This window comes from Saccharothrix syringae (genome assembly GCF_009498035.1).
GTDB classification, from domain to species: Bacteria; Actinomycetota; Actinomycetes; order Mycobacteriales; family Pseudonocardiaceae; genus Actinosynnema; species Actinosynnema syringae.
Map to the genome: position 1 here is coordinate 4250542 of NZ_CP034550.1, position 20860 is coordinate 4271401.

A 20860-nucleotide genomic window follows, 5' to 3' on the forward strand; every position below is an offset into this window, starting at 1 on the left:
CGTCCCGGGGGGCGGCGGCTGTGGGGGCTTGAGCGCCGCCGCGGAACCGTCGCCCCCGGGGTGGCGGCTCTGAGGGCTTGAGCGCCGCAGGCACGGCCGTCCCGGCGCACCCCCTAGAACCGGATCACCACCCGCCCGCGCAGCCCGCCCGCGTCCATCCTGCGATGCGCCTCGGCCGCCTCCTCCGGCGGGTACTCGCCGGCCACCCGCAACCGCAGCCGACCGTCCGCGGCCAGGTCCCGCAGCTCCTCCAACCAGTCCGTGCGGGTCAGGGCCTCACCGACCATCACCTGGTGCACGGTGATCCCGCGCTCGGTCTGCTCCGGCCGCCAACCGCGGACCACCACCATGTCGCCGCCGTCCCGGATCGCGCCGAACACGCGCTCGTGCAGCAGCGCGGTGTCGTAGAGCCCGGCGACGCCGTCGGGTGCGTGCTCGCGCACCGCGCCGACGAACCCGTCACCGCGCGGGACCACGTGGTCGGCGCCGAAACCGCGGACCAGCTCGGCGTCCTCGGCCTTGGCGTCGGCCACGACCACCAGGTCCGCCTCCTTGGCCAGCGGGATCACGTAGGACGCGAGCAGGCCCGCGCCGCCGGTCACCGCCAGCACCTCGCCCGGGCGCAGCCCGAGCAGCGACAGGCCCAACTTGGCCGTCAGCCCGTTCATCGGCAGCGTCGCGGCCTCCGCCAACGACGCGCCCACCGGGATCGGCACGGCCGAGGACTCCGGCACGACCAGCAGCTCCGCCTGCGCACCGCCCTCCGGCCGCCGGGGCGAGACCGCGGCCATGACCTCGTCGCCGACCCGCAGCCGCCGGGCGCCCGGGCCGACGGCCTCCACCACCCCCGCCGCGTCCATGCCGGGCACCCACGGCGGCGGCAGGTCGGCGCCCACCTCCCGCAGCCCGATGTCGGTCGGGTTGACCGCCGCGGCCCGCACCGCGATGCGCACCTCGCCCTCGCCCGGCTCGCGCACGTCGCGGTCGACGACGGCCAGGACCTCCGGGCCGCCCCGCTCGGTGATGCCCACTGCCCGCACCATGGTGGCTCCTCTCGCGTTCCCGGCAGGGGGATCGCCCGCCGCGGGCCGGTCAACCGCGAGGTGACCGATTCGTCGCACGAACGTGTGAGAAGTCGCGGACTGTCGCCGGTCGTCGAAAAGATTTTTCGGGGCGCACCGGGACGGCCAATCGAGATGAATGCGCCCGATTGGCTCCGAGGTGGCCGACCGAATGGTCAGAAAATTGCGAAACATTTCGTAAAAATTGACCCCGGTAATGTTCGTGAATGAACATCGGTGGCAACGCGTGAGCCCGCACCGACGCCAGGCTCCGGTCACCCGTCGGTGCGGCGTGCACATTTCCCGCATCCCGGAAAGGACCAGTCGCGTGCGAAGACTACTACCGGCTCTCCTGGCCGCGGCCGTCGTGCCGCTGGTCGTCGCGAGCGTGCTGCTCGCCGCCCGGCCGGCCTCCGCGGCCACGCTCACCCAGGTCACCAACTTCGGCACCAACCCCAGCAACCTCCGGATGTACACCTACGTGCCGGACCGGGTCGCGTCCCGCCCGGCGCTGCTGGTGGCCATGCACTACTGCACGGGCACGGCGTCGGCGATCTTCAACGGGTACGCCCGCGACTACGTCACCGCCGCCGACCAGTACGGCTACGTCATCGTGTTCCCGGAGGCCACCCGCAGCGGCCAGTGCTTCGACGTGTCGTCGCAGCAGGCGCTGACCCGGGGCGGCGGCAGCGACCCGGTGGGCATCCTCTCGATGGTCAACTGGGCCAAGCAGCGCTACAACGTCGACCCGGCCCGCGTCTTCCTCACCGGGTTCTCCTCCGGCGCCATGATGACCAACGTGCTCGCCGCGGAGTACCCGGACGTGTTCGCCGGCGCGTCGTCGTTCATGGGCGTGCCCGCGGGCTGCTTCGCCACCACCGACGGGTCGAGCTGGAACAGCCAGTGCGCCAACGGCCAGCTGATCAAGACCGCCCAGCAGTGGGGCGACCAGGCGCGGCAGATGAGCGGCGGCTACACCGGCCGGTTCCCGCGGGTCCAGCTGTGGCACGGCACCGCCGACGACACGCTGCGCTACCCGAACTTCGGCGAGGCGATCAAGCAGTGGACCAACGTCCACGGCGTCAGCCAGACCCCGGTGTCGACCGACCAGCCGCAGAGCGGCTGGACCCGCACCCGCTACGGCAGCAGCGGCGCGCAGCCGCCGGTCGAGGGGATCAGCGTCCAGGGCGCCGGCCACTCCCTCCCGCAGAACGGCATGGTGTCGTACGCCATCTCGTTCCTCGGCCTCAACACCAGCACCACCACGACGACCACAACTACGACCACGACGACCACCACCACCACGACCACAACGGACACGACGCCGACCAGCACCACCACCACGACGACCACCACGCAGCCGCCGGGCCCCGGCACCACCCTGGCCACCGCGGCGAACCGGACCGGTAGGTACTTCGGCACGGCGGTCGCGGCGAGCAGGCTGGGCGACTCGACCTACGCGGGCATCCTGAACCGCGAGTTCGACATGGTCACGGCCGAGAACGAGATGAAGATCGACGCGACCGAGCCGAACCAGAACCAGTTCAGCTACGCCAACGCGGACCGGATCGTCAACCTGGCCACCAGCCAGGGCAAGCGGGTGCGCGGGCACACGCTGGCGTGGCACTCGCAGCAGCCGCCGTGGATGCAGAACATGAGCGGCACGGCGCTGCGCCAGGCGATGGTCAACCACGTCACCCAGGTCGCCACGTACTACCGGGGCAAGGTCTACGCCTGGGACGTGGTCAACGAGGCGTTCGCCGACGGCAGCGGCGGTGGCCGGCGTGACTCGAACCTCCAGCGCACCGGTGACGACTGGATCGAGGTCGCCTTCCGGGCGGCGCGGGCGGCCGACCCGAACGCCAAGCTCTGCTACAACGACTACAACACCGACGACTGGTCGCAAGCCAAGACCCAGGGCGTCTACCGGATGGTCCAGGACTTCAAGCAGCGCGGCGTGCCCATCGACTGCGTCGGCTTCCAGTCCCACTTCAACCCGCAGTCCCCGGTGCCGTCGAACTACCAGACGACCCTGCAGAACTTCGCCGACCTCGGCGTGGACGTGCAGATCACCGAGCTGGACATCGAGGGCTCCGGCACCGCGCAGGCGCAGAACTACGAGCGCGTGGTCAAGGCGTGCCTGGCGGTGGCCCGCTGCACCGGCATCACCGTGTGGGGCATCCGCGACAGCGACTCGTGGCGCTCCTCGGGCACCCCGCTGCTGTTCGACGGCTCGGGCAACAAGAAGGCCGCCTACACCGCGGTCCTCAACGCCCTCAACGGTGACTCGCAGACCACCACCCCGACCACGCCCACGACCCCGACGACGGGTCCGGCCGGCTGCACCGCGTCGGCCTCGGTGAACTCCTGGGCCGAAGGCTTCGTCGCCACCATCCGGGTCACCGCCGGCTCCACCCCCCTCAACGGCTGGACCGTCACCCTCACCCTGCCCTCCGGCTCCACCGTCACCGGCTCCTGGAACGCCAACCGCAGCGGCAACACCGGCACCATCCAGTGGACCAACGTCAGCTACAACGGCAACGTCGCAGCCGGCCAGTCCACCGAGTTCGGCTTCCAGGGCACCGGCGTCGGCACCGGCCTCTCCCCGACCTGCTCCGCCCGATAACCCACCCCGCCACCACGCGGCCCGTGGTGCGGCACCCGCCGCACCACGGGCCGTTCTTTCGCTCGATGGGGTGACGGCACGCGCTCGCCGCGCGGGAAGCCCGGTTTGGCGCCCCCGGCTCGTGGCACCCCGTCCGGAGCACCGAGCGGGAACGGGAGGAGTGGAATGGGCGAGGGCGGCTGGGCGTTCGACGGCGAGCCCGTCGCGCTGTCCCCGAGCACGGTGACGCTCGTGCACGGGACCTCGTTCTGCGTCTGCGGCAGCGGCGGCGACATCGAGGGCGCCGCCGCGCAGGGCGCGTTCTTCCAGGACACCCGCATCCTGTCCGGCTGGCGGCTGCGCGTCGACGGCAGCCCGGTCGAGCACATCGCGACCACCACCCCGGACCCGTTCCGGGCCAGGTTCGTCGGTCGCGGGCGGTCCCGGGTGCCGCAGACCGAGAGCACCCTGTTCGTGCGCCGCGAGCGGTACGTCGGCGCGGGCATGCGCGAGGACGTCGTGCTGCGCAACTACGGCCGGGAGACCGTCGCGCACGAGCTGACGATCCACGTGGAGGCCGACTTCGCCGACCTGTTCGAGGTCAAGGAGAGCCGCGTCCGCCCGCGCGGCGAGCACGTCTCCGAGGTCGCCGAGGACGGGTTGCGCCTGACCCGGCGACTGCCCGGCAGCAGCCGCGGCACGCGGGTGTGGGCCGCGGACGCGGAGTGCTCGCCCGCCACGCTGACCTTCCGCGCGGTGATCCCGCCGAAGGGCGAGTGGAGCACGTGCGTGACCGTGCAGCCGGTCGTGGACGGCGAGGCCGTGGAGACGCTGTTCCCGGCCGGGCGCCCGATCGAGCAGTCCGTGCCCGCGCGGCGCGAGCAGCAGTGGCGCCAGGCCGTGCCGGTGCTGCGCCGCTCGGGCAACCGGGCGCTGGCCGCCACCCTGCTGCGCAGCAGGCAGGACCTGGGCGCGTTGCGCATCTTCGACCCGGAGCGCCCGGAGGACACCGCGATCGCGGCGGGCGCGCCGTGGTTCATGACGCTGTTCGGCCGCGACTCGATCCTGGCCTCCTACCTGAGCCTGGCCATCGACCCGGGCCTGGCGCTGGGCACCGTGCGGACCCTGGCCCACCACCAGGGCACCAGGGTGGACCCGGGCAGCGAGGAGGAGCCGGGCCGCATCCTGCACGAGATGCGCTTCGGCGCGGACGCCTCGCTGGCCCTGGGCGGCGGCAACGTCTACTACGGCACCGCGGACGCCACGCCCCTGTTCGTCGTGCTGGTGGGCGAGCTGTCGCGGTGGGGCATCGGGCGCGACCGGGTCGAGGCGGTCCTGCCGCACGTCGACCGCGCGCTGGAGTGGGTCGAGCGGTACGGCGACCGGGACGGCGACGGGTTCGTCGAGTACGCCCGGGCCACCGACCGCGGCCTGGTCAACCAGGGCTGGAAGGACTCCTGGGACGGGGTCAACTTCGCCGACGGCCGCATCGCCCGGGCGCCCATCGCGCTGTGCGAGGTGCAGGGCTACGCCTACTCCGCCTACCTGGCGCGGGCGTGCCTGTGCGAGGACTTCGGCGACCCGGGGGGCGCCCGGCACTGGCGGGAGCGCGCCGCGCGGTTGAAGGAGCGGTTCAACGAGCGCTTCTGGCTGCCCGACCTGGGCCGCTACGCGGTGGCGCTGGACGCGGACAAGCAGCCGGTGGACGCGCTCGCCTCCAACGTCGGCCACTGCCTGTGGACCGGCATCGTGGACGACGACAAGGCCGCGCTGGTCGCCGACGACCTGCTCTCGCCGCGGATGTTCACCGGCTGGGGCGTGCGCACGCTGGCCACCGACATGGGCGCCTACAACCCCATGAGCTACCACAACGGTTCGGTGTGGCCGCACGACAGCGCGCTGGTCGCGACCGGGCTCATGCGCTACGGGTTCGTCGAGCACGCGCAGCGGGTGGCCACCGCCGTGCTGGACGCGGCCGAGGCGTTCGGCGGGCGGCTGCCCGAGCTGCTGTGCGGTTTCGACCGCGCCGACCACCCGGAGCCCGTCCCGTACCCGACGTCGTGCTCACCGCAGGCGTGGGCCTCGGCCACGCCGATCCACCTGCTGCGGGTGCTGCTGCGCGTGGAGCCCTCCGTGCCGCACCGCAAGGTGTGGCTGGCGCCCGTCCTGCCGGGGGCGTTCACGCCGCTGGCGCTCGACGGCATCCCGCTGGCCGGCGCCCGCGTCTCCCTGGAGGTCGACCGCGACGGCGTCCGGGTCATCGGCCTGCCCGACGACGTCGAGCCCGTCCACGACGTCGTCCGCCGCCACCCCGGCGCGGTGCGGGGCGTCGGGTGAGCGGCCTGCGCATCGCCATGGTCGCCCCGCCGTGGTTCGAGCTGCCGCCCAACGCCTACGGGGGCATCGAGACGGTGTGCGCCGACCTGGTCGACCGGCTGACGGCCTCCGGCAACGAGGTGGTCCTCGTCGGCGTGGGGCGCAACGGCACGGCCGCCGCCGGGTTCGTCGCCACGTCGGCCGTGCCGCAGGCCGAGCGCATGGGCCAGAACCTGCCGGAGGTGGTGCACGCCGCGGTGCTGCCGGACCTGCTGGCCGACCTGGACGTGGACGTGGTGCACGACCACAGCCTGGCCGGCCCCCTGCTGGCGCGCGGCCGCCCGGAACCGACCGTGGTGACCGCGCACCACCCGGTCGTCGGGGAGATGGGCCGCTACTACCGGGGTCTGGGGGACAGCGTGCGCCTGGTGGCCATCTCCCACGCGCAGCGCGTGGCGGCGGCCGACCTCGACTGGACGGGCACGGTCCACAACGCCGTGCCCGTCCGGGACTTCCCCTTCCGGCGGGACAAGGAGGACTTCGCGCTGTTCCTGGGCCGGGTCACGCCGGAGAAGGGCATCGCGGAGGCGATCGCCGCCGCCCGCGACGCGGGGGTGTGCCTGCGCGTCGCCGCCAAGTGCCGCGAGCCCGAGGAGCACGAGTACTTCCGCGAGGTGGTCGAACCGCTGCTCGGCGGCGACGTCGAGTGGCTGGGCGAGGTCGACCGGCCGGGCAAGCTGGCGCTGCTCGGCGCCGCGCGCTGCCTGCTGTTCCCCGTCCAGTGGGACGAGCCGTTCGGGATGGTGATGGTGGAGGCGATGGCGTGCGGCACCCCGGTGGTGGCGCTGCGGCGCGGGTCCGTGTCGGAGGTGGTGGCGCACGGCGAGACCGGGTTCGCGTGCGAGGACCACGACGAGCTGGTCGCCGCGCTGCGCCGGGTCGGGGAGCTGTCGCCCGACCGCTGCCGCGCCGAGGTGGAGCGGCGCTTCGACGTACCCCTGATGGCGTGGCGCTACGAGCAGGTGTACCGGTCCGCGCTGGACGCGCGGACCTGGACGGGGCGGGCGGGGTGACCGGACCGGGAACCGGGATCGGCGCGGGCGGGCACCGGGGCTGGTGAGCCCGGGGCCGGCGCGCCTGCGCGCTGTTCGGGCGCAGCGTCGAGTGGGGCGCCGAGATCACCGGCGAGGAGCCCGGCGTGCGGATCGGCCGACGCTCGACCGGGGACGCGGACGTGCCCAACGCCGGCGAGGTGCGGTTCGTGCCCGCCCCGTACTTCGGCGAGGGACCGCACCAGCGGCTTGACGACGACCTACGACCGAACCGGTCGCTGACGCTGCGGAACGGGCGCGTGGTGGCCGGTCCGGATCGGCCACCACGCGGGTCCTGCTCCGGAACGCGCTCGGGCGCCCCGTCCACTTCGGACGGTTCGTCCGAGCGCGTTCCGGGTGCCCACCAGCACCACCGCCACCACACCCGGCCCGGCACGTACTTGCCCGGCATCCCGAGGAAGTGGACGCGCGCGGCCACGACCGGGCGCAGCGGGTGGCCCAGGTCGGCCAGGACGCCGCGCCACGACAGCACCGTGCACCGTCCTACCCCGACTGTCGGTCCCGCGGGGGATGCCGACGAGCGCTGTCAAGACTTGCTGAAACTTGTTGCAAGCTCTTTCATGTGTCCTGACCTGCGACATCGGCTCGGTGGAGGGATCGGAATGGCTCGGGAGTGGTGGCAGGACGCGGTCGTGCAGCGCGTCCGCGGGCCCGTGGACGCCGACGACGCCTCGCTGCGGCGGCTGGCGGGCTGCGGTGTCGACGCGGTGTCGATCCCGGCCTGCGGTACCTCGCCGGAGGCCGTCGCCGCCGTGGCGCGCCGGGCGCACGCGCTCGGCCTGAAGGTGCTCGTGGACACCGACCACCCCGGTGACCTGCGCCTGCTCGCGCTCCCGGGCGGCAAGGGGGCCGTGGCGGAGACCTGGTTCGCCCGGGGCGTGGACGGTGTCCGCGACCGGCGCCGACCGCCGGAGGCGGCCCGAACGCGGTGGGCGGCACCGGTGGGCGGCGCGCTGCCGTCCCCTTCGGGGCACCGCGGTCGGCTGGTGGAAACGAGTTTGGTCCGGTACTCGGCGGGGACGGGGGCGCGTCCGGCCGTCGAGGTGGAATTGGCGGTGGACCTGCCCGCCGCCGCGGTGCGCGAACTCGTCGAGGGGGCGGCGGGCGGCGCGGCCACCACGTGGGTGCTGCCCCCGGTCGGCGGTGGCGCGGTCGGTCGGCGGCGGGCCGCCGCGGCGGCCGTGCTCGCGCTGGCGCTGCCCGGTGCCGTCGAACTTCCCGCGGGCGTCGAGCCCGGCGCGGCGCACCGCGCGGCCCTGCGCGCCCGGCGGGGGCTCGGCGCGGCGCCGGAGTGGTGCCCCGCGCCGCCGGGTGTCCTGACGTTCGTCCGCCGCGACCCGGTCGGCGGGCGCGGGGTGGGGTGCGCGGTCAACCGGGGCGCGGAGGTCGTGCGGCTGCCCGACCCGGGGCGGGTGCTGGTGGCTTCCTCCTACTACGGCCTGCGTGACGGGGTGCTGCTGCTGCCGCCGGACACCGTGGTGTGGTGGCGGCTCTGAGTGCTGTGCGGGTGGTCGATCAGGACCGATCGAGGTCCTGTGTGGATCGTGCCGTGCCCGGTCGTCGGCTTGTGAGGCCCGACTACTCCCTGTGCCCTGGAGTCGCCCAAAGTTATGGGCAACCCGCCCCGGACGGCCGGCGTATAGGGGGGCACTGGTGGAGGGAGGTGTCGGGTGCACGATCGGGACGCGGAGTTCCGGGCGTACTTCGAGGCGCGGGCGGCCGTCGTCAGGCGGACCGCCTTCCTGCTGTGCGGTGATTGGCACCGGGCCGAGGACCTGGCGCAGACGGCGCTGGCCAAGGTGTACGCGCACTGGGGGCGGTTGGACCGGGACGGTCGGGTGGACGCGTACGTGCGCAAGGTGCTCGTGCGCGCCGTGATCGACGACGCCCGGCGGCGCGGGAGGCGGCCCGAGACCGTCGTGGACGCGGTGCCCGAGGTCGCCCAGGCCGCCACGGGCGTCGAGGAGGCCATGGACGTGCGGCGGGCGCTGGCCGACCTGCCGCCCCGGCAGCGGGCCGCGGTCGTGCTCCGGTACTGGGAGGACCTGCCGGTCGCGGAGACGGCGGCCGCGCTGGGGTGCAGCGAGGGAACGGTGAAGAGCCAGGTGGCCAAGGGGCTGGGCAGCCTCCGGCGCGCGTTGGCGCCGAAGCGGACCGTGCTGCGGGAGGGGTCGTGAGCGACGAGGTGCGGGACATGATCCGGACGGCGCTGGCGGACGAGCCCGCGCTCGGGTTGTCGTTCGAGCAGGTCGTGACCGACGGGCGCAGGCGCCGGGCGCGGCGGCGGGCGGGCGCGTTCGCCGGTGCGGCGGCCGGCGTGACCGCGGTCGTCGCCGCGGCCGTGGTGACCGGCGCGGTGACCGGCGGGAGGAACGGGTCCGAGCCCGCCGCGTCGGTGTCGTCGGCGACGCCGGTGCAGGTCACGACCTCGTCGGCCGTGCCGCAGGCGCAGGGGTGCGCGGCGGGCGTGATGACGGGCGGGTTCCCCGACCTGCCCGACGGCGAGGCGAGCGCGGAGGAGCTGGCCGAGTCGGCGCGGCTCACCGAGGCGTTCGGGCAGGTCGCCCTGCCGCTGCCGGAGGGCGTGACCGCGACCCCGCTGCGGCTGTGCGCGCTGGACGAGAGCTGGGGCGGCACCTTCACCCTCACCGGGCAGCGCGTCGTCTTCGTGTACGTCCGGGCGCGCGGCGGCCAGCCGCCGGGGGAGTGCGTGATCCACGCGCCCACCGCGCGGTGCTCGGTCCGGACCCTGCCGGACGGGTCGGTGGCGCGGATCACCGCGGAGAACGGGCCGACGGTGCTGGTCAGCGCCGACGTGTGGCGTGCCGACGGCACGTACGCGAGCGTGATGGAGACCGGTGGCGACAACTCGACCAACCGCGTCCTCGACGACGACGGGCTCGTCGCCATCGCCACCGCACCGCAGCTGCGGGTCCACCGGCCCGGCCCGCAACGGCCCGCGGCGCCGTCGGACCGGCGGGCCGCCGAGCTGGACGCCGTCGTGGCGGGTGCGCTGCCCGCGGGCCTGCGGGTGGAGCCGGCGCCCGGTGCCCCGGCCGACCGGGCGTGGAGGTTCCGGGTGGCCCAGGGCGGTTACCGGGCCGTGGCGACCCTGGCCGACGACACCGGCCGCGGGTGGGTGATGGTGAACCTCGGCGCGCCCGGCGAGGGCTCGGTGACGTGCGGCGGCCAACCCGGTTGCGAGCTGGTCACCCTGTCCGACGGGCGGGCGGCGGCGGTGACCACCCGCACCGAGGGCGGTCGGACGGTCGTGGTGCTGGGCACGCGGGCCGCGGACGGCACGCAGGTCGAGGTCCACACCTCCAACTCCGCCGAGGAGGGCGGCGCGGGAGGCGCCCCGACCCGGCCGGCGCCCCCGCTGGCGGTGGCGGACCTGGTGCGGATCGCGGAGCTGCCGGACCTGCACTGGTGAGCCGACCCGGGGGGTGCCGCGGGGCCCGGTGGACTCCACCGGGCCCCGCGGCGCGGGTCAGCTCCGCGGGCGGTCCAAACCGGTGAGCCGGACCACGGCGGCGAAGCCGTCCTCGGTGCCCGGCCAGTGCGCCCGCACGGCGTCGAGGCCGGCGCGGCGCACCACGGACCGGAGCACGGCCGTGACGATGATGGCGTCGTCGGCGTAGCCCAGGACCGGGATGAAGTCCGGGATCAGGTCGACGGGGAGGGCCAGGTAGGCCAACAGGAGGCCCAGGCGGACGCGGACGCCGCGCGGCAGGGTCCGGTCGGCGGCGAGGCGGCGGACCAGGCGCAGCACGTCGGGCAGCAGGCGCAGGGCCTCGCGCAGCAGGTTGCCGCGCGGGCGGGCCACGACCAGGGCGAGGAGCAGGACGAGCCACGCCGCGAGCAGGGCGGCGGCCAGGCCCAGGGCCAGGTCCCACCAGGGTGAGCCGGTCACGGGTGGCTCGCCGGGTGATGCGGGGGTTGGCGGGGTCGCGCGTTCAGTTCGGTCTCCTGTGCCCGGTGCTGCGTGTCGGCGCCACCCTAATGTCCGCCGGCTCCGGCTCCGGCGTTATGTCGGCCACGCCTTCAGCGCCAGCTCGGCGGTCCGGCGCAGCTCGTCCGGTGTCGCCCCGGCGGCGGCGCGGACGGCGATGCCGTCGGTCAGCGTGAGCAGGAACCGGGCCAGGTCGGCGGGGTCGGCGCCGGGTGGCAGGTCGCCCGCCGCCCGCGCCGCCTCCAGACGGGCGCGCAGGGCGAGTTCGGCGGCGTCGCGGTGCGTGGCGGCCGCGCTCCGGGCCTCCTCGGCGCGGGACTGGGCGCACCGCACGCTCAGGCAGCCGCGCGGGGTGTCGGGGCCCGTGGTGAGCGTGATGGCGCCCTCGACCAGCCGGTGCGCGACCTCCCGGGCGGTGGGCTCGGTCAGGGCGCGCGACGTGACGGAGCCCGGGCCGTCCGCGTAGCGCCGGAGCGCGGCGGCCAGCAACCGCTCCTTCGAGCCGAACGCGGCGTAGAGACTGGGCTTGGCGATGCCCATCGCCTCGGTCAGGTCGGTGACGGACGTGCCCTCGTAGCCGTGGCGCCAGAACACGCGCATCGCGGCGTCGAGGGCCTGGTCGAGGTCGAACCCGCGGGGGCGGCCACCCGGCACGTGGCTCCCTCCTCGCGCGTTGGTCGGGTAGATTGTATACCGTTCGGTACACAACTTGGGGGATGACGTGGACATCAGGGTCGGCATCGTCGGTGCGAGCCCCGACGGCGGTTGGGCGGCGGGGGCGCACGTGCCCGCCGTCGCGGCCACGGCGGGGGTGCGGCTGACGGCCGTGGCCACGTCGCGGCCGGAGAGCGCGCGGCGCGCGGGCGAGGCGTTCGGGGTGGCGCACGCCTTCTCGGACTGGCGGGAGCTGGTCGGGCACCCCGAGGTCGACCTGGTCGTGGTGTCGGTGCGGGTCGCCCGGCACGCCGAGGTGCTGCGGGCCGCGTTGGCGCACGGCAAGCACGTGCTGTCGGAGTGGCCGCTCGCGCTGGACGCGGCCGAGGCCGCCGAACTGGCCGGGCTGGCCGAGCGGGCCGGCGTCGTGCACGCGGTCAACCTCCAGGGTTACCACTCGCCGTGGGCGAGGTTCGCGGGGGACCTGGTGGCCGACGGGCGCATCGGGCGGCTGGACGCGGTGCACGTGATCGCGCCCGGTGACCCGTTCGGCGGGCCGGTGGTCTACCCGGACCTGGCCTGGTCCACCGACCCGGCGGCGGGCAACCACCTGCTCAGCATCATGCTCGGGCACACCCTGGGCACGCTGGACCGCCTGGTCCCGCCACTGGCCGAGGTGTCCGCGGTGGTGGTCAACCGGCACCCCGAGGTCGAGGTCGTGGGCACCGGGGAGCGCATCGCCAACACCGCGCCCGACCAGGTGGCGGTGCTGGGGAGGCTGCGCGGGGGCGCGGTCGCCTCGATCGGCGTGCCCGGGGGTTTCCTGGGCGGGCCCGACCGGTTCTGGGCCAAGTTCGTCGGCACCACCGGGACGCTCACGGTCACCGGCGTCGACCAGGGCGCCTACGCGCACTGGACCGCTTGGGAGGCGGTGCTGCGCACCCGCGAGGCCGAGACCGCGCTGACGCTGCCCGAGCACTACGGCGCGCCCGGTCGGGTCGAGCACATCGCGGCCGTCTACGCCGAGGTCGCGGGGGCCATCGCGGAGGGGCGGGCCGCCGAGCCGGGCTTCCACACGGCCCTGCGGCACCACCGGACCCTGGAGGCCGTTCGGCGCGCGTCGGACACCGGCAACCGGCAGGTGGTCGCGGACGGGCCGGTGCGGGACTGAGCTTCGGGCGCATCCCCTGCGCCGCAAGAACTTCCGGGTCGAATGGAGGTCGGTGCGCCGGTCGGCGAATTGCGCCGGACGGCGGGCGGCGGACCTCGTCGGGCGGAGGATGCTCGGTGCACCCGGCCGGGAGGTGGGCGTGGGAAGACGCGTTGTGGTCAACGGAGTGGTGGGGCTCGCCGTCGTGGCGTTCGGCGTGGTGCGGGCCTGGGGCATCCCGTTCCCGGCGGCGCGTGCCGCGGCGTTGGCGATGGTGGTCGTCCTGGCGGTGACGGCGTGGCTCGCCGTTGCCGAACGGGGGTTCGGCCCCGCCGGCCCGGGGTGGTTCGCCCGGCTGGTGCGGGTGGCCGGGTTCGCGGTGGTGGCGGGCTCGGTGCTGCTGTTCCTGGAAACCCCGCGGGCGCCGCGTGGCGCGGACGCCACGACGCAGGTGGTGGTGTGGACGCTGATCCACGGCAGCTACCTCGCCGCCGTCGCCGCCCTGACCGCTCGTCGTTCCGGGGTTCCCCGCCGGGTGCTGGTGGCGGGGCTGGGCGCGGGGCTGGCCGGGGCCGTCGGGTGGTTCGTCGTGGTGCTGGTGTGGCCGGGCCTGCCGACGACGTCCGGCCCGGCGCTGATCGCCGCGGTCCTGGCGGCCCTGGCGGCCGTCGCGTGGAGCGCGAGCCGCGAGGTCGTGGTCGAGCGCCCCGAGGGCGTGGGCGCCGGCCGTGCGGTGCTGACCGCCGCCCTGAGCGCGGGCGCGACCGCCGCGTTGCTGATCGACCTGCTCACCGACGACCTGCTGCCCGGCTTCGCCCGCTGGGTGGCCCACAACGCCCCGCCGCTCGCCGCCACCGACCACGTGCAGCGGCTCGCCGACCCGGTCGTCGTGCTGCTGGTGGGCGCCCTGCTCGCGGTCGGCAGCGCGGTGTCCCGACCGGGGGCCGCGCCGTCCCGGGCCTGATCCCGCGTCAGTCCACGAGGTCGGCGAAGCCGTCCAGCAGGGCGGTGAGGCCGAGGTCGAAGTGGTCTCCCCGGCCCGCGTCGTCGGCGCCGCGGGCGAGCAGGTTGTAGTCCGGCGAGTCCGGTGCCGGCTTCCTGCTGCGGCGCTCGCCGCCGAGCCGGAGGACGGCCAGGGCGAGGGCGTGGCCGACGGTGAACTCCCGCAGGCAGCGCAGGACCCGCAGGGCCAGGCCGGGGGTGAAGCCCGCGCCGGTCATGAGCTCGACCATGCGGTTGCCGGTGTCGATCGCCTCCGGTGAGCGGACCGGGCGGGTGGCGAAGATGGGCACCGCGTGCGGGTGGGCGAGCAGGGTGTCCCGCAGCCGGCGGGCGTACTGCTCGGCCAGGTCGCGCCAGGGGCCGAGCCAGGGCAGCGACCGGGCGTCCAGCTCGGTGAACAGCGCCTCGGCGATGCCGTCGAACAGCTCCTCCTGGTCGGTGAAGTACCGGTAGACCGCCATCGGGTCCACGCCCAACTCGGCGCCGAGCTTGCGCATGGAGAACCTGTCGCGCCCGATGTCGTCGACGAGCACGAGGGCCGTGGCGGCGATGTACTCGCGGCTCAGCGCCGGTTTCGTCGGCGCCACCGGTCGCGCCCGGCGCGGTCGTTCGTTCACGGGGTCAGCAGCTCGATCAGGCAACGGGCGAAGTCCTCGGCGTGTCGCTGGTAGGCGGTGTGCCCGCCGGGGAACTCCACGACGGGCACGCCGAGTCTCCCACCGAGGACGTGCGCGGGTCGGTGGTAGGGGCGCCCGGCGCTGTCCCGGCCGGTGGCGAGCCACCAGGGCGGGTGCGCCGACCGCAGCGCGTCGAGGTCGGGCCGGTAGTCGTGGCAGAAGGCGGGCAGCTCGCGGCGCATGAGGACGCCCGTGTTGCCGACCAGGCGCGCCATCCCGCCCGGCGCCCGCCCGGTCACCCGCCGCCACGCCGTCCCGGTGGCCCGCACCAGCCACAGCGCCGCCGCGACCAGCGCCCGGCCGGCGCGGTGCCGGAACAGCCGCGGCGGGGTGGGCATGGTCATGGTCGCGAAGGCGACGAACCCCCGCAGCGGCCCCTCGGTGTCGGCGATCCGGCGCAGCCGGTCCAGTTCGCGCTGTTCCGGGCTGCCGGGCAGGAGCTGCACCAGGGGCGGCTCGTGGACCACGGCGCCCAGCAGGCGGTCGCGGTGGCCCGCCAGGAGCTCCAGCGCGATGATCGCGCCGCCGCTGCTGCCGAAGACGTGGGCCCGGTCGACCCGGTGGTGGTCGAGCACGGCGACCACGTCGGCCGCCTGCTCCGGGACCCCGACCGGCGTGGAGCCGCCGTCGAGCGGGCTGCGGGAGTTCCCCCGCCGGTCGAACGTGATCACGGTGAACCGGCCGGCCAGCAGCGGGACGACCTCGGCGTACAGCCCGGCGTCACCGCCGCCGCCGGGGATCAGCACCAGCGCCGGGCCCGTGCCGGTGGTCTCCACGTGCAGGGTGGCGCCGGCGACCCGCACTCTGTCTACGGTGTAGTCCATGTCTACACCGTAGACGACGATGCGCGGTCACCCGCGGGTGGCCACCACGGGGGCGGGAGGGCGTATCGGTGGGCCCCCGCGCGCAACGACCCCGGGCCGGCGCACCGGCCCCGGTCAGAGCCGCGTGGCCAGCAGGCCGCCGTCCACCGGCAGGACCGTGCCCGTCACGTAGGAGGACCGGTCGCTGAGCAGCCACGCCGCGGCCTCGGCGACCTCCTCCGGCGCGCCCGGCCGGCGCAGCGGGGTGTGGCGCTCGAACGCCTCCCGCGCCCGCGGCAGCGCGGCGAAGTCGCTGCGCACCTTCTCGGTCAGGATCGCGCCGGGCGCGATGGCGTTGACCCGCACCCCGCGCGGCGAGAACTCCGCCACCGCCGCCCGCACCAGGCCGATCACCCCGTGCTTGGCCGCCTGGTAGCCGGCGTCGCCGATGCCGCCGGTCAGGCTCGCCACGCTGCCCGCCACCACGACCGAACCGCGGCCGCGGTCGAGCATGGGCGGCAAAACGGCGCGCAGGGCCAGCCACACGCCCTTCAACGTCGTGCCGTGCACCTCGTCCCACAGGGCCTCGGTCAGCTCGACCAGGGTGCCCGCGTCGGCGTGGCCGACGGCGGCGTTGAGGTACGCCCCGTCGATGCGGCCGTGCCTGCCCAGCGCCTCGCCGACCAGCCGGTCCACGCCCGCCGCGGTGCTCAGGTCGGCGGGCACGGCCAGCGCGCCGTCGATGCCGTCCGCGACCTCGGCCAGCCGGTCCGCGCCGCGGGCGCCCAGCACGACGTGCGCGCCCTCGGCGGCGAACAGCCGGGCGGCGGCGGCCCCGATGCCCCGGCTGGCCCCGGTCACCAGGACCACCTTGCCCGCCAGCAGGCTCACCGGGCGGCCCCCGCGGTGAACCCGTCGATCAGCAGCTCGATCAGCCGCGTCCCGTGGTCGTGCCCTGGCGGCGAGTTCTCCCGCGCCCACGCGGCCGAGGTGATCGCGGCGAACAGCTCCTCGGCGGTCAGGTCGGGCCGCACCCGGCCGGCCCCCTGCGCGCGCGCCAGCAGCTCCCCGCCGGCGGCGTGCATCTCCACGCACGACCGGTGCAGGGGCGTGCCCTCGTCGTAGGTGCTGGCGGCCAGGAAGCCGACCAGGCCGCGGAACGTGCTGCAGTGCGCCACGGTCTGGTGCACCCACGTCGTCAGCGCGCCCACCGGGTCGTCGGCGGCGTTGCGGGTCAGCTCCTCGGCGCTGGCGCGCAGCGCGTCCAGGCCCTCGCGCACGGACGCCTCGATCAGCGTCTCCCGGGTGGGGAAGTGGCCGTAGAGGGTGCCGATGGCCACCCCCGCGGCGCGGGCGATGTCCTCCAGCGCCGCGTCCGTGCCGTGCGCGTCGAACGCCGCGCGGGCGGCGGCGAGGATGTTGTCGTAGTTGCGCCGCCCGTCCGCTCGCTTCGGTCGCTGGGCGAGGTAGGCCGTCACCAGTGCCTCCAGTGGTTCGGTGGCGCCGTCGGGTCAGGTTACCCAACGGCGCCGGGGCGGGACGTCCTCAGGCGGCCTTGCGGGCACCCGGTCCGAACCAGAACACCAGCGAGACGAGCAGGCCGAGCAGCGCGATCCCGGTGCTCCAGCGGAACACCCCGGAGATCGTCTCGGCGATCTGCCCGCCGCCGGAGGTGAACGGCAGCAGCAGCACGGCCAGCCCGATGGAGCCGCCGACGGTCAGCGAGCTCTGCAGGATGCCCGCGGTGACGCCGGTGTCGGCCGGGTCGGAGGTGGACAGCACGATCATGTTGAACGGGATGATCGCCAGGCCGACGCCGATGCCGAGCACCACGACCGGGGGCAGCACGTCGGTGGCGTAGGAGCTGCCGCCGTCGAGCAGCGACAGCCAGCCGAACGCGGCGGCCACCAGCACCAGGCCGATCAGCGCGCGCACCGGCAGGGCCAGCTTGGCCACGAACCGGGTCAGGAACTGGGTGGTGACCAGCAGCGCCAGGCCGAACGGCAGGATCGCCAGGCCGGTGCGCAGCGCGTCGTAGCCCAGCGCCACGCCCAGGTACTGGCTGACGTAGAACAGGAAGCCGGTCAGCACCATGGCCAGCAGCAGGAGGTTGAGGAAACCGCCGATCCGCGCCCGGTTGGCGAACACGCGCCGCGGCAGCAGCGGTTCGGCGGCCCGCGCGTCGACCACCACCAGGACGGCGATCAGCACCACGGCGGCGACGAGCGGCACCAGTGCCCAGGTGTTGCCCCAGCCGTGCTCGGCGGCCCGGACCAGGCCGAACACGCCCGCGGTCAGGGCGGCGGTGACCAGCACCGCGCTGGGCGCGCCCAGCGAGCGGGCGCGGGTGCCCTCGTCGCGGGTGCCGACGGCGCGCAGCGCCAGCGCGATGATCAGCAGGCCGATGGGCACGTTGATCAGCAGCGTCCACCGCCAGTCGCCCGCCGAGGTCAGCAGGCCGCCCAGGATCATGCCCGAGGCCGCGCCCAGGCCGGTGACGGTGGAGTACAGGCCGAACGCCTTGGCCTGCCGCTCGCCCTGGAACAGGATCGCCAGCAGCGCGAGGCCCGTCGGACCGGCGATCGCCGCGCCGGCGCCCTGGAGCACCCGGCCGACCACCAGGACCTCGAAGCTCGGCGCCAGGCCCGCGACCAGCGAGGCGATGGTGACCAGGCCGATGCCGGCCAGGAACACCCGGCGGTGCCCCAGCACGTCGCCGAGGCGGCCGGCCAGCAGCAGGAGCCCGCCGAAGGCCACGAAGAACGCGTTGAGCACCCAGGACGCCGCCGCGACGTCCACGCCCAGGTCGGCGCGCAGCGAGGGCAGCGCCACGTTGATGATCGTGCCGTCCAGTTGCAGCAGGAACTCGGCTCCGACGATGGCGGCCAGGGCGAGCCCCCACGGCGATGCGGACGCGACACGCGCGCCGCCGCTGTCGGCGTGGGCCTTGGTGGTCATGACAGGGACTCCTCATGTCGAGACTGCCTCGATTTGCGGCCCCCATCAAATCGAGGCGACCTCGACCTGTCAAACCCGTCCACCCCGTGAACGCGCAAGAGCGGCTTTAGCGGCCTCTGCCAGGGTCACCGGCACATCAGTGCTGGGACCTCCCACGAGCGACAAGAGGGGATGAGGCCGTGCCCGCGGAGTCGAGCCGACCGGACGACCGGGAGCTGCACCTCAACGTGCACCCGGTGGGAGCGGGCAACCACCCGGGCGCCTGGCGGTGGCCGGGCGCGGACCCGGTCGCCTTCGCCCGCATCGAGGGCTACCTGGAGGTGGCGCGCGTCGCCGAGCGCGGCAAGCTCGACGCGATCTTCCTCGCCGACGTGCCCGGCCTGCACGCCGACCTCACCGACTACCCGATCGTCAACGGCCTGGAGCCCACGCTCATCCTCACCGCGATGGCCGTGGTCACCGAGCGGATCGGCCTGGTGGGCACCGCCTCCACCACCTTCAACGAGCCCTACAACATCGCCCGCCGGTTCCGCGCGCTCGACCTGATCAGCCACGGCCGCGCGGGCTGGAACGCGGTCACCACCTCCGGCCCGCGGGTGGCCGCCAACTTCGTCGCCACCGAGCCCGACAGCCGGTCCCGCTACGAGCGCGCCGAGGAGTTCGTGGCCGTGGTCCGCGCGCTGTGGGACAGCTGGGGCCCGGACGGGCTGGTGCTCGACGCCGAGGCCGGCGTGTACGCCGACATGGCCGCGATCGCGCCGATCGACCACCACGGCCGGCACTTCGACGTGCGCGGCCCGATCACCCTGCCGCCGTCCGAGCAGGGGCACCCGGTGATCTACCACGCGGGCGTGTCCGACCAGGTGTGGACGCTGACCGCGCGCACCGCCGAGGCGATGTTCACCGCCGCGGTCGACGCCGAGGCCGCCGCCGCGGACGCCGCGCGGATCCGGGCCCGCGCCGCCGGCTTCGGCCGCGCGCCCGACTCGTTCCTGTTCCTGCCCGGCTTCGTCACCACCCTCGGCGGCACCGAGGAGGAGGCGCTGCGCCGCCGCCGGGAGCTGGACGAGCTGGCCGACGTCGAGTCCTCCGTGCACTGGGTCGCCCGCGGCCTCGGCCTGCCGCCCGACGCGCTGGAGCTGGACCGGCCGGTGCCCGCGCCGCTGCGCGAGGCGCTGCCCGTGCCCACCGGCCACGGCCGCCACGCGGTGCTGCTGGCCAAGGCCGGCCACACCGTGCGCGACATCATCGCCCGCGGCGGCGCCAGTGGCCACGTCCTGGGCGTCGGCGCGCCCGAGCAGGTCGCCGACCAGATCGAGACGTGGTTCCGCGCCGGCGCCGTCGACGGCTTCACCGTCATGCCCGACGTCACCTTCGACGGCCTGCCGGCCTTCGTCGACCACGTCGTGCCGATCCTCCAACGCCGCGGGATCTTCCGCACCGACTACCGGGGCCGCACCTTGCGCGAACACCACGGACTGCCCTTGCCCGCGTCGGCCGCCCGGCGCTCCCGCGACGCGGTGGGGGTGTGACGTGACCGCGCTGTCGCTGGTCGACCAGGGCCCCGTCTCCGCCGAGACGCCGCCGTCGCAGACCCTGCTGCACACCGTCGCGCTGGCCCAGCTCGCCGACGAGGTCGGGCTGACCCGCTACTGGCTCGCCGAGCACCACGGCGTGCGCAACATGGGCGTGGCCGCCCCGGAGATCCTGATCGGGCACATCGCGAGCCGCACCACCCGGCTGCGCGTCGGCGCCGGCGGCATCATGCTGCCCAACCACGCGCCGCTGCACGTGGCCGAGCAGTTCCGCACCCTGGAGGCGCTGCACCCGGGCCGGATCGACCTCGGCATCGGCCGCTCCACCGGCACCGGCGACGAGGCCACCAGGAACGCCCTGCTGCGCACCCCCGACGGCCTGGAGCGGTTCGGGCACCACCTGACCCAGCTGCTCGGCGTGGGCGGCCGGGGCGGGCTGGACCCCGCCGACCCCTACGCCGGCCTGGTCGCCTCGCCCTGGGACGTGCCGCTGCCCGCCGTGTTCCTGCTCGGCTCCAGCACCGGCAGCGCCGAGGCCGCCGCCCGCGCCGGGCTCGGTTACGCCTACTTCAGCGTCTACCAGGCACCCGAGGCCGCGGCGACCGCGCTGCGCCGCTACCGCGAGCTGTTCACCCCGCACCGGCCCGAGGACCGGCCGCACGCCATCGTGGCGGCCCGGATCTGGGTCGGCGAGGACGCCGAGCACGCCCACGCGCTGGCCTCGTCCGAGCGGCTGGCCGTGCTGGACTTCCTGACCGGCACGCCCGCGCCGCTGGAGCCGATGGAACGCGCCCTGGCCCGGCCGCTCACCGAGGCCCAGCTCGCCGTGCGCGACCGGCTGGACACCCGATCCGACGTCGTCGGCGACGTCGACCACGTCGCCGCCCGGCTGGCCGACCTCGTCGCCGCCACCGGTGCCGACGAGGTGATGGCCGTGTCGAACATCCACGACCCGCTGGAACGCCGGAACTCGCTGCGCCGCCTCGCCGCGGCCGTCGAACCGCACCCCGTGCCGGTCGGCTGAGCACCACCGCC

The 20860-nt window shown here is 75.1% G+C and carries 18 protein-coding genes; 10 read left to right on the forward strand and 8 right to left on the reverse strand.

Features of this window, described 5'->3' with window-relative positions; all coding sequences use genetic code 11:
• Positions 1-113 precede the first annotated feature (113 nt).
• Positions 114-1043 carry a quinone oxidoreductase family protein gene (locus tag EKG83_RS18650; RefSeq protein WP_211269220.1) on the reverse strand — a complete coding sequence of 310 codons (930 nt, stop codon included), beginning with the start codon at positions 1041-1043 and terminating at the stop codon, positions 114-116.
• Positions 1044-1428: 385 nt separating this feature from the next.
• On the opposite strand from EKG83_RS18650, the gene EKG83_RS18655 reads away from it, so the two are divergent.
• From EKG83_RS18655 to EKG83_RS18680, 6 genes are all read left to right on the forward strand, one after another.
• The gene (locus EKG83_RS18655; RefSeq protein ID WP_228122680.1) at positions 1429-3687 is read left to right on the forward strand and encodes an extracellular catalytic domain type 1 short-chain-length polyhydroxyalkanoate depolymerase; all 2259 of its coding nucleotides are present in this window, start codon (positions 1429-1431) and stop codon (positions 3685-3687) included.
• A gap of 165 nt (positions 3688-3852) precedes the next feature.
• The gene (locus EKG83_RS18660; RefSeq protein WP_051766709.1) at positions 3853-6003 is read left to right on the forward strand and encodes an amylo-alpha-1,6-glucosidase; all 2151 of its coding nucleotides are present in this window, start codon (positions 3853-3855) and stop codon (positions 6001-6003) included.
• Positions 6000-7055, forward strand: a complete 1056-nt coding sequence (locus tag EKG83_RS18665) for a glycosyltransferase family 4 protein (protein WP_033434353.1) — start codon at positions 6000-6002, stop codon at positions 7053-7055. Before EKG83_RS18660 ends, EKG83_RS18665 begins: the two co-directional genes overlap by 4 nt.
• A gap of 641 nt (positions 7056-7696) precedes the next feature.
• Positions 7697-8590, forward strand: coding sequence for a hypothetical protein (locus tag EKG83_RS18670; RefSeq protein ID WP_033434354.1), 894 nt, complete (start codon positions 7697-7699; stop codon positions 8588-8590).
• 174 nt (positions 8591-8764) lie between these two features.
• On the forward strand, positions 8765-9271 hold the full coding sequence (locus tag EKG83_RS18675) for a SigE family RNA polymerase sigma factor (RefSeq protein WP_033434355.1): 507 nt from the start codon (positions 8765-8767) through the stop codon (positions 9269-9271).
• Positions 9268-10527, forward strand: coding sequence for a hypothetical protein (locus tag EKG83_RS18680; RefSeq protein ID WP_033434356.1), 1260 nt, complete (start codon positions 9268-9270; stop codon positions 10525-10527). The genes EKG83_RS18675 and EKG83_RS18680 overlap by 4 nt, the downstream gene beginning before the upstream one ends.
• Before the next feature lie 57 nt (positions 10528-10584).
• Here EKG83_RS18680 and EKG83_RS18685 read toward each other — a convergent pair whose 3' ends face one another.
• Both EKG83_RS18685 and EKG83_RS18690 read right to left on the reverse strand, forming a co-directional pair.
• A complete protein-coding gene (locus EKG83_RS18685) occupies positions 10585-11007 on the reverse strand; it encodes a YkvA family protein (RefSeq protein ID WP_033434357.1) in 423 nt (140 codons plus the stop codon).
• 114 nt (positions 11008-11121) lie between these two features.
• A complete protein-coding gene (locus EKG83_RS18690) occupies positions 11122-11700 on the reverse strand; it encodes a TetR/AcrR family transcriptional regulator (protein ID WP_033434358.1) in 579 nt (192 codons plus the stop codon).
• A gap of 67 nt (positions 11701-11767) precedes the next feature.
• Here EKG83_RS18690 and EKG83_RS18695 point away from each other — a divergent pair, with 67 nt between their 5' ends.
• Both EKG83_RS18695 and EKG83_RS18700 read left to right on the forward strand, forming a co-directional pair.
• Positions 11768-12871, forward strand: a complete 1104-nt coding sequence (locus tag EKG83_RS18695) for a Gfo/Idh/MocA family protein (RefSeq protein ID WP_211269233.1) — start codon at positions 11768-11770, stop codon at positions 12869-12871.
• 139 nt (positions 12872-13010) lie between these two features.
• Positions 13011-13814 carry a hypothetical protein gene (locus EKG83_RS18700; protein ID WP_153278210.1) on the forward strand — a complete coding sequence of 268 codons (804 nt, stop codon included), beginning with the start codon at positions 13011-13013 and terminating at the stop codon, positions 13812-13814.
• Between the two features lie 7 nt (positions 13815-13821).
• On the opposite strand, the gene EKG83_RS18705 is transcribed toward EKG83_RS18700, so the two are convergent.
• The 5 genes from EKG83_RS18705 to EKG83_RS18725 form a co-directional block, all read right to left on the reverse strand.
• Complete coding sequence (locus EKG83_RS18705) at positions 13822-14469, reverse strand: TetR/AcrR family transcriptional regulator (RefSeq protein WP_051766710.1); 648 nt, start codon at positions 14467-14469, stop codon at positions 13822-13824.
• A complete protein-coding gene (locus tag EKG83_RS18710) occupies positions 14466-15353 on the reverse strand; it encodes an alpha/beta fold hydrolase (protein ID WP_084716979.1) in 888 nt (295 codons plus the stop codon). Before EKG83_RS18710 ends, EKG83_RS18705 begins: the two co-directional genes overlap by 4 nt.
• A gap of 114 nt (positions 15354-15467) precedes the next feature.
• On the reverse strand, positions 15468-16223 hold the full coding sequence (locus EKG83_RS18715) for an SDR family NAD(P)-dependent oxidoreductase (RefSeq protein WP_033434360.1): 756 nt from the start codon (positions 16221-16223) through the stop codon (positions 15468-15470).
• A complete protein-coding gene (locus tag EKG83_RS18720; protein WP_228122682.1) occupies positions 16220-16810 on the reverse strand; it encodes a TetR/AcrR family transcriptional regulator in 591 nt (196 codons plus the stop codon). The genes EKG83_RS18715 and EKG83_RS18720 overlap by 4 nt, the downstream gene beginning before the upstream one ends.
• A gap of 67 nt (positions 16811-16877) precedes the next feature.
• Positions 16878-18290 (reverse strand): MFS transporter, encoded by a 1413-nt coding sequence (locus EKG83_RS18725; protein WP_033434362.1) that lies wholly within the window; start codon positions 18288-18290, stop codon positions 16878-16880.
• 179 nt (positions 18291-18469) lie between these two features.
• On the opposite strand from EKG83_RS18725, the gene EKG83_RS18730 reads away from it, so the two are divergent.
• Positions 18470-19822, forward strand: coding sequence for an NtaA/DmoA family FMN-dependent monooxygenase (locus EKG83_RS18730; protein ID WP_051766712.1), 1353 nt, complete (start codon positions 18470-18472; stop codon positions 19820-19822).
• A gap of 1 nt (position 19823) precedes the next feature.
• Positions 19824-20849, forward strand: coding sequence for an LLM class flavin-dependent oxidoreductase (locus tag EKG83_RS18735; protein ID WP_033434363.1), 1026 nt, complete (start codon positions 19824-19826; stop codon positions 20847-20849).
• The last annotated feature ends 11 nt before the right edge of the window (positions 20850-20860 follow it).

Coding starts and splice junctions, on each gene's coding strand:
- EKG83_RS18670 (WP_033434354.1), top strand. CDS start 7,697: ATGGCTCGGGAGTGGTGGCAGGACGCGGTCGTGCAGCGCGTCCGCGGG.
- EKG83_RS18710 (WP_084716979.1), bottom strand. CDS start 15,353: ATGGACTACACCGTAGACAGAGTGCGGGTCGCCGGCGCCACCCTGCAC.
- EKG83_RS18650 (WP_211269220.1), bottom strand. CDS start 1,043: ATGGTGCGGGCAGTGGGCATCACCGAGCGGGGCGGCCCGGAGGTCCTG.
- EKG83_RS18725 (WP_033434362.1), bottom strand. CDS start 18,290: ATGACCACCAAGGCCCACGCCGACAGCGGCGGCGCGCGTGTCGCGTCC.
- EKG83_RS18660 (WP_051766709.1), top strand. CDS start 3,853: ATGGGCGAGGGCGGCTGGGCGTTCGACGGCGAGCCCGTCGCGCTGTCC.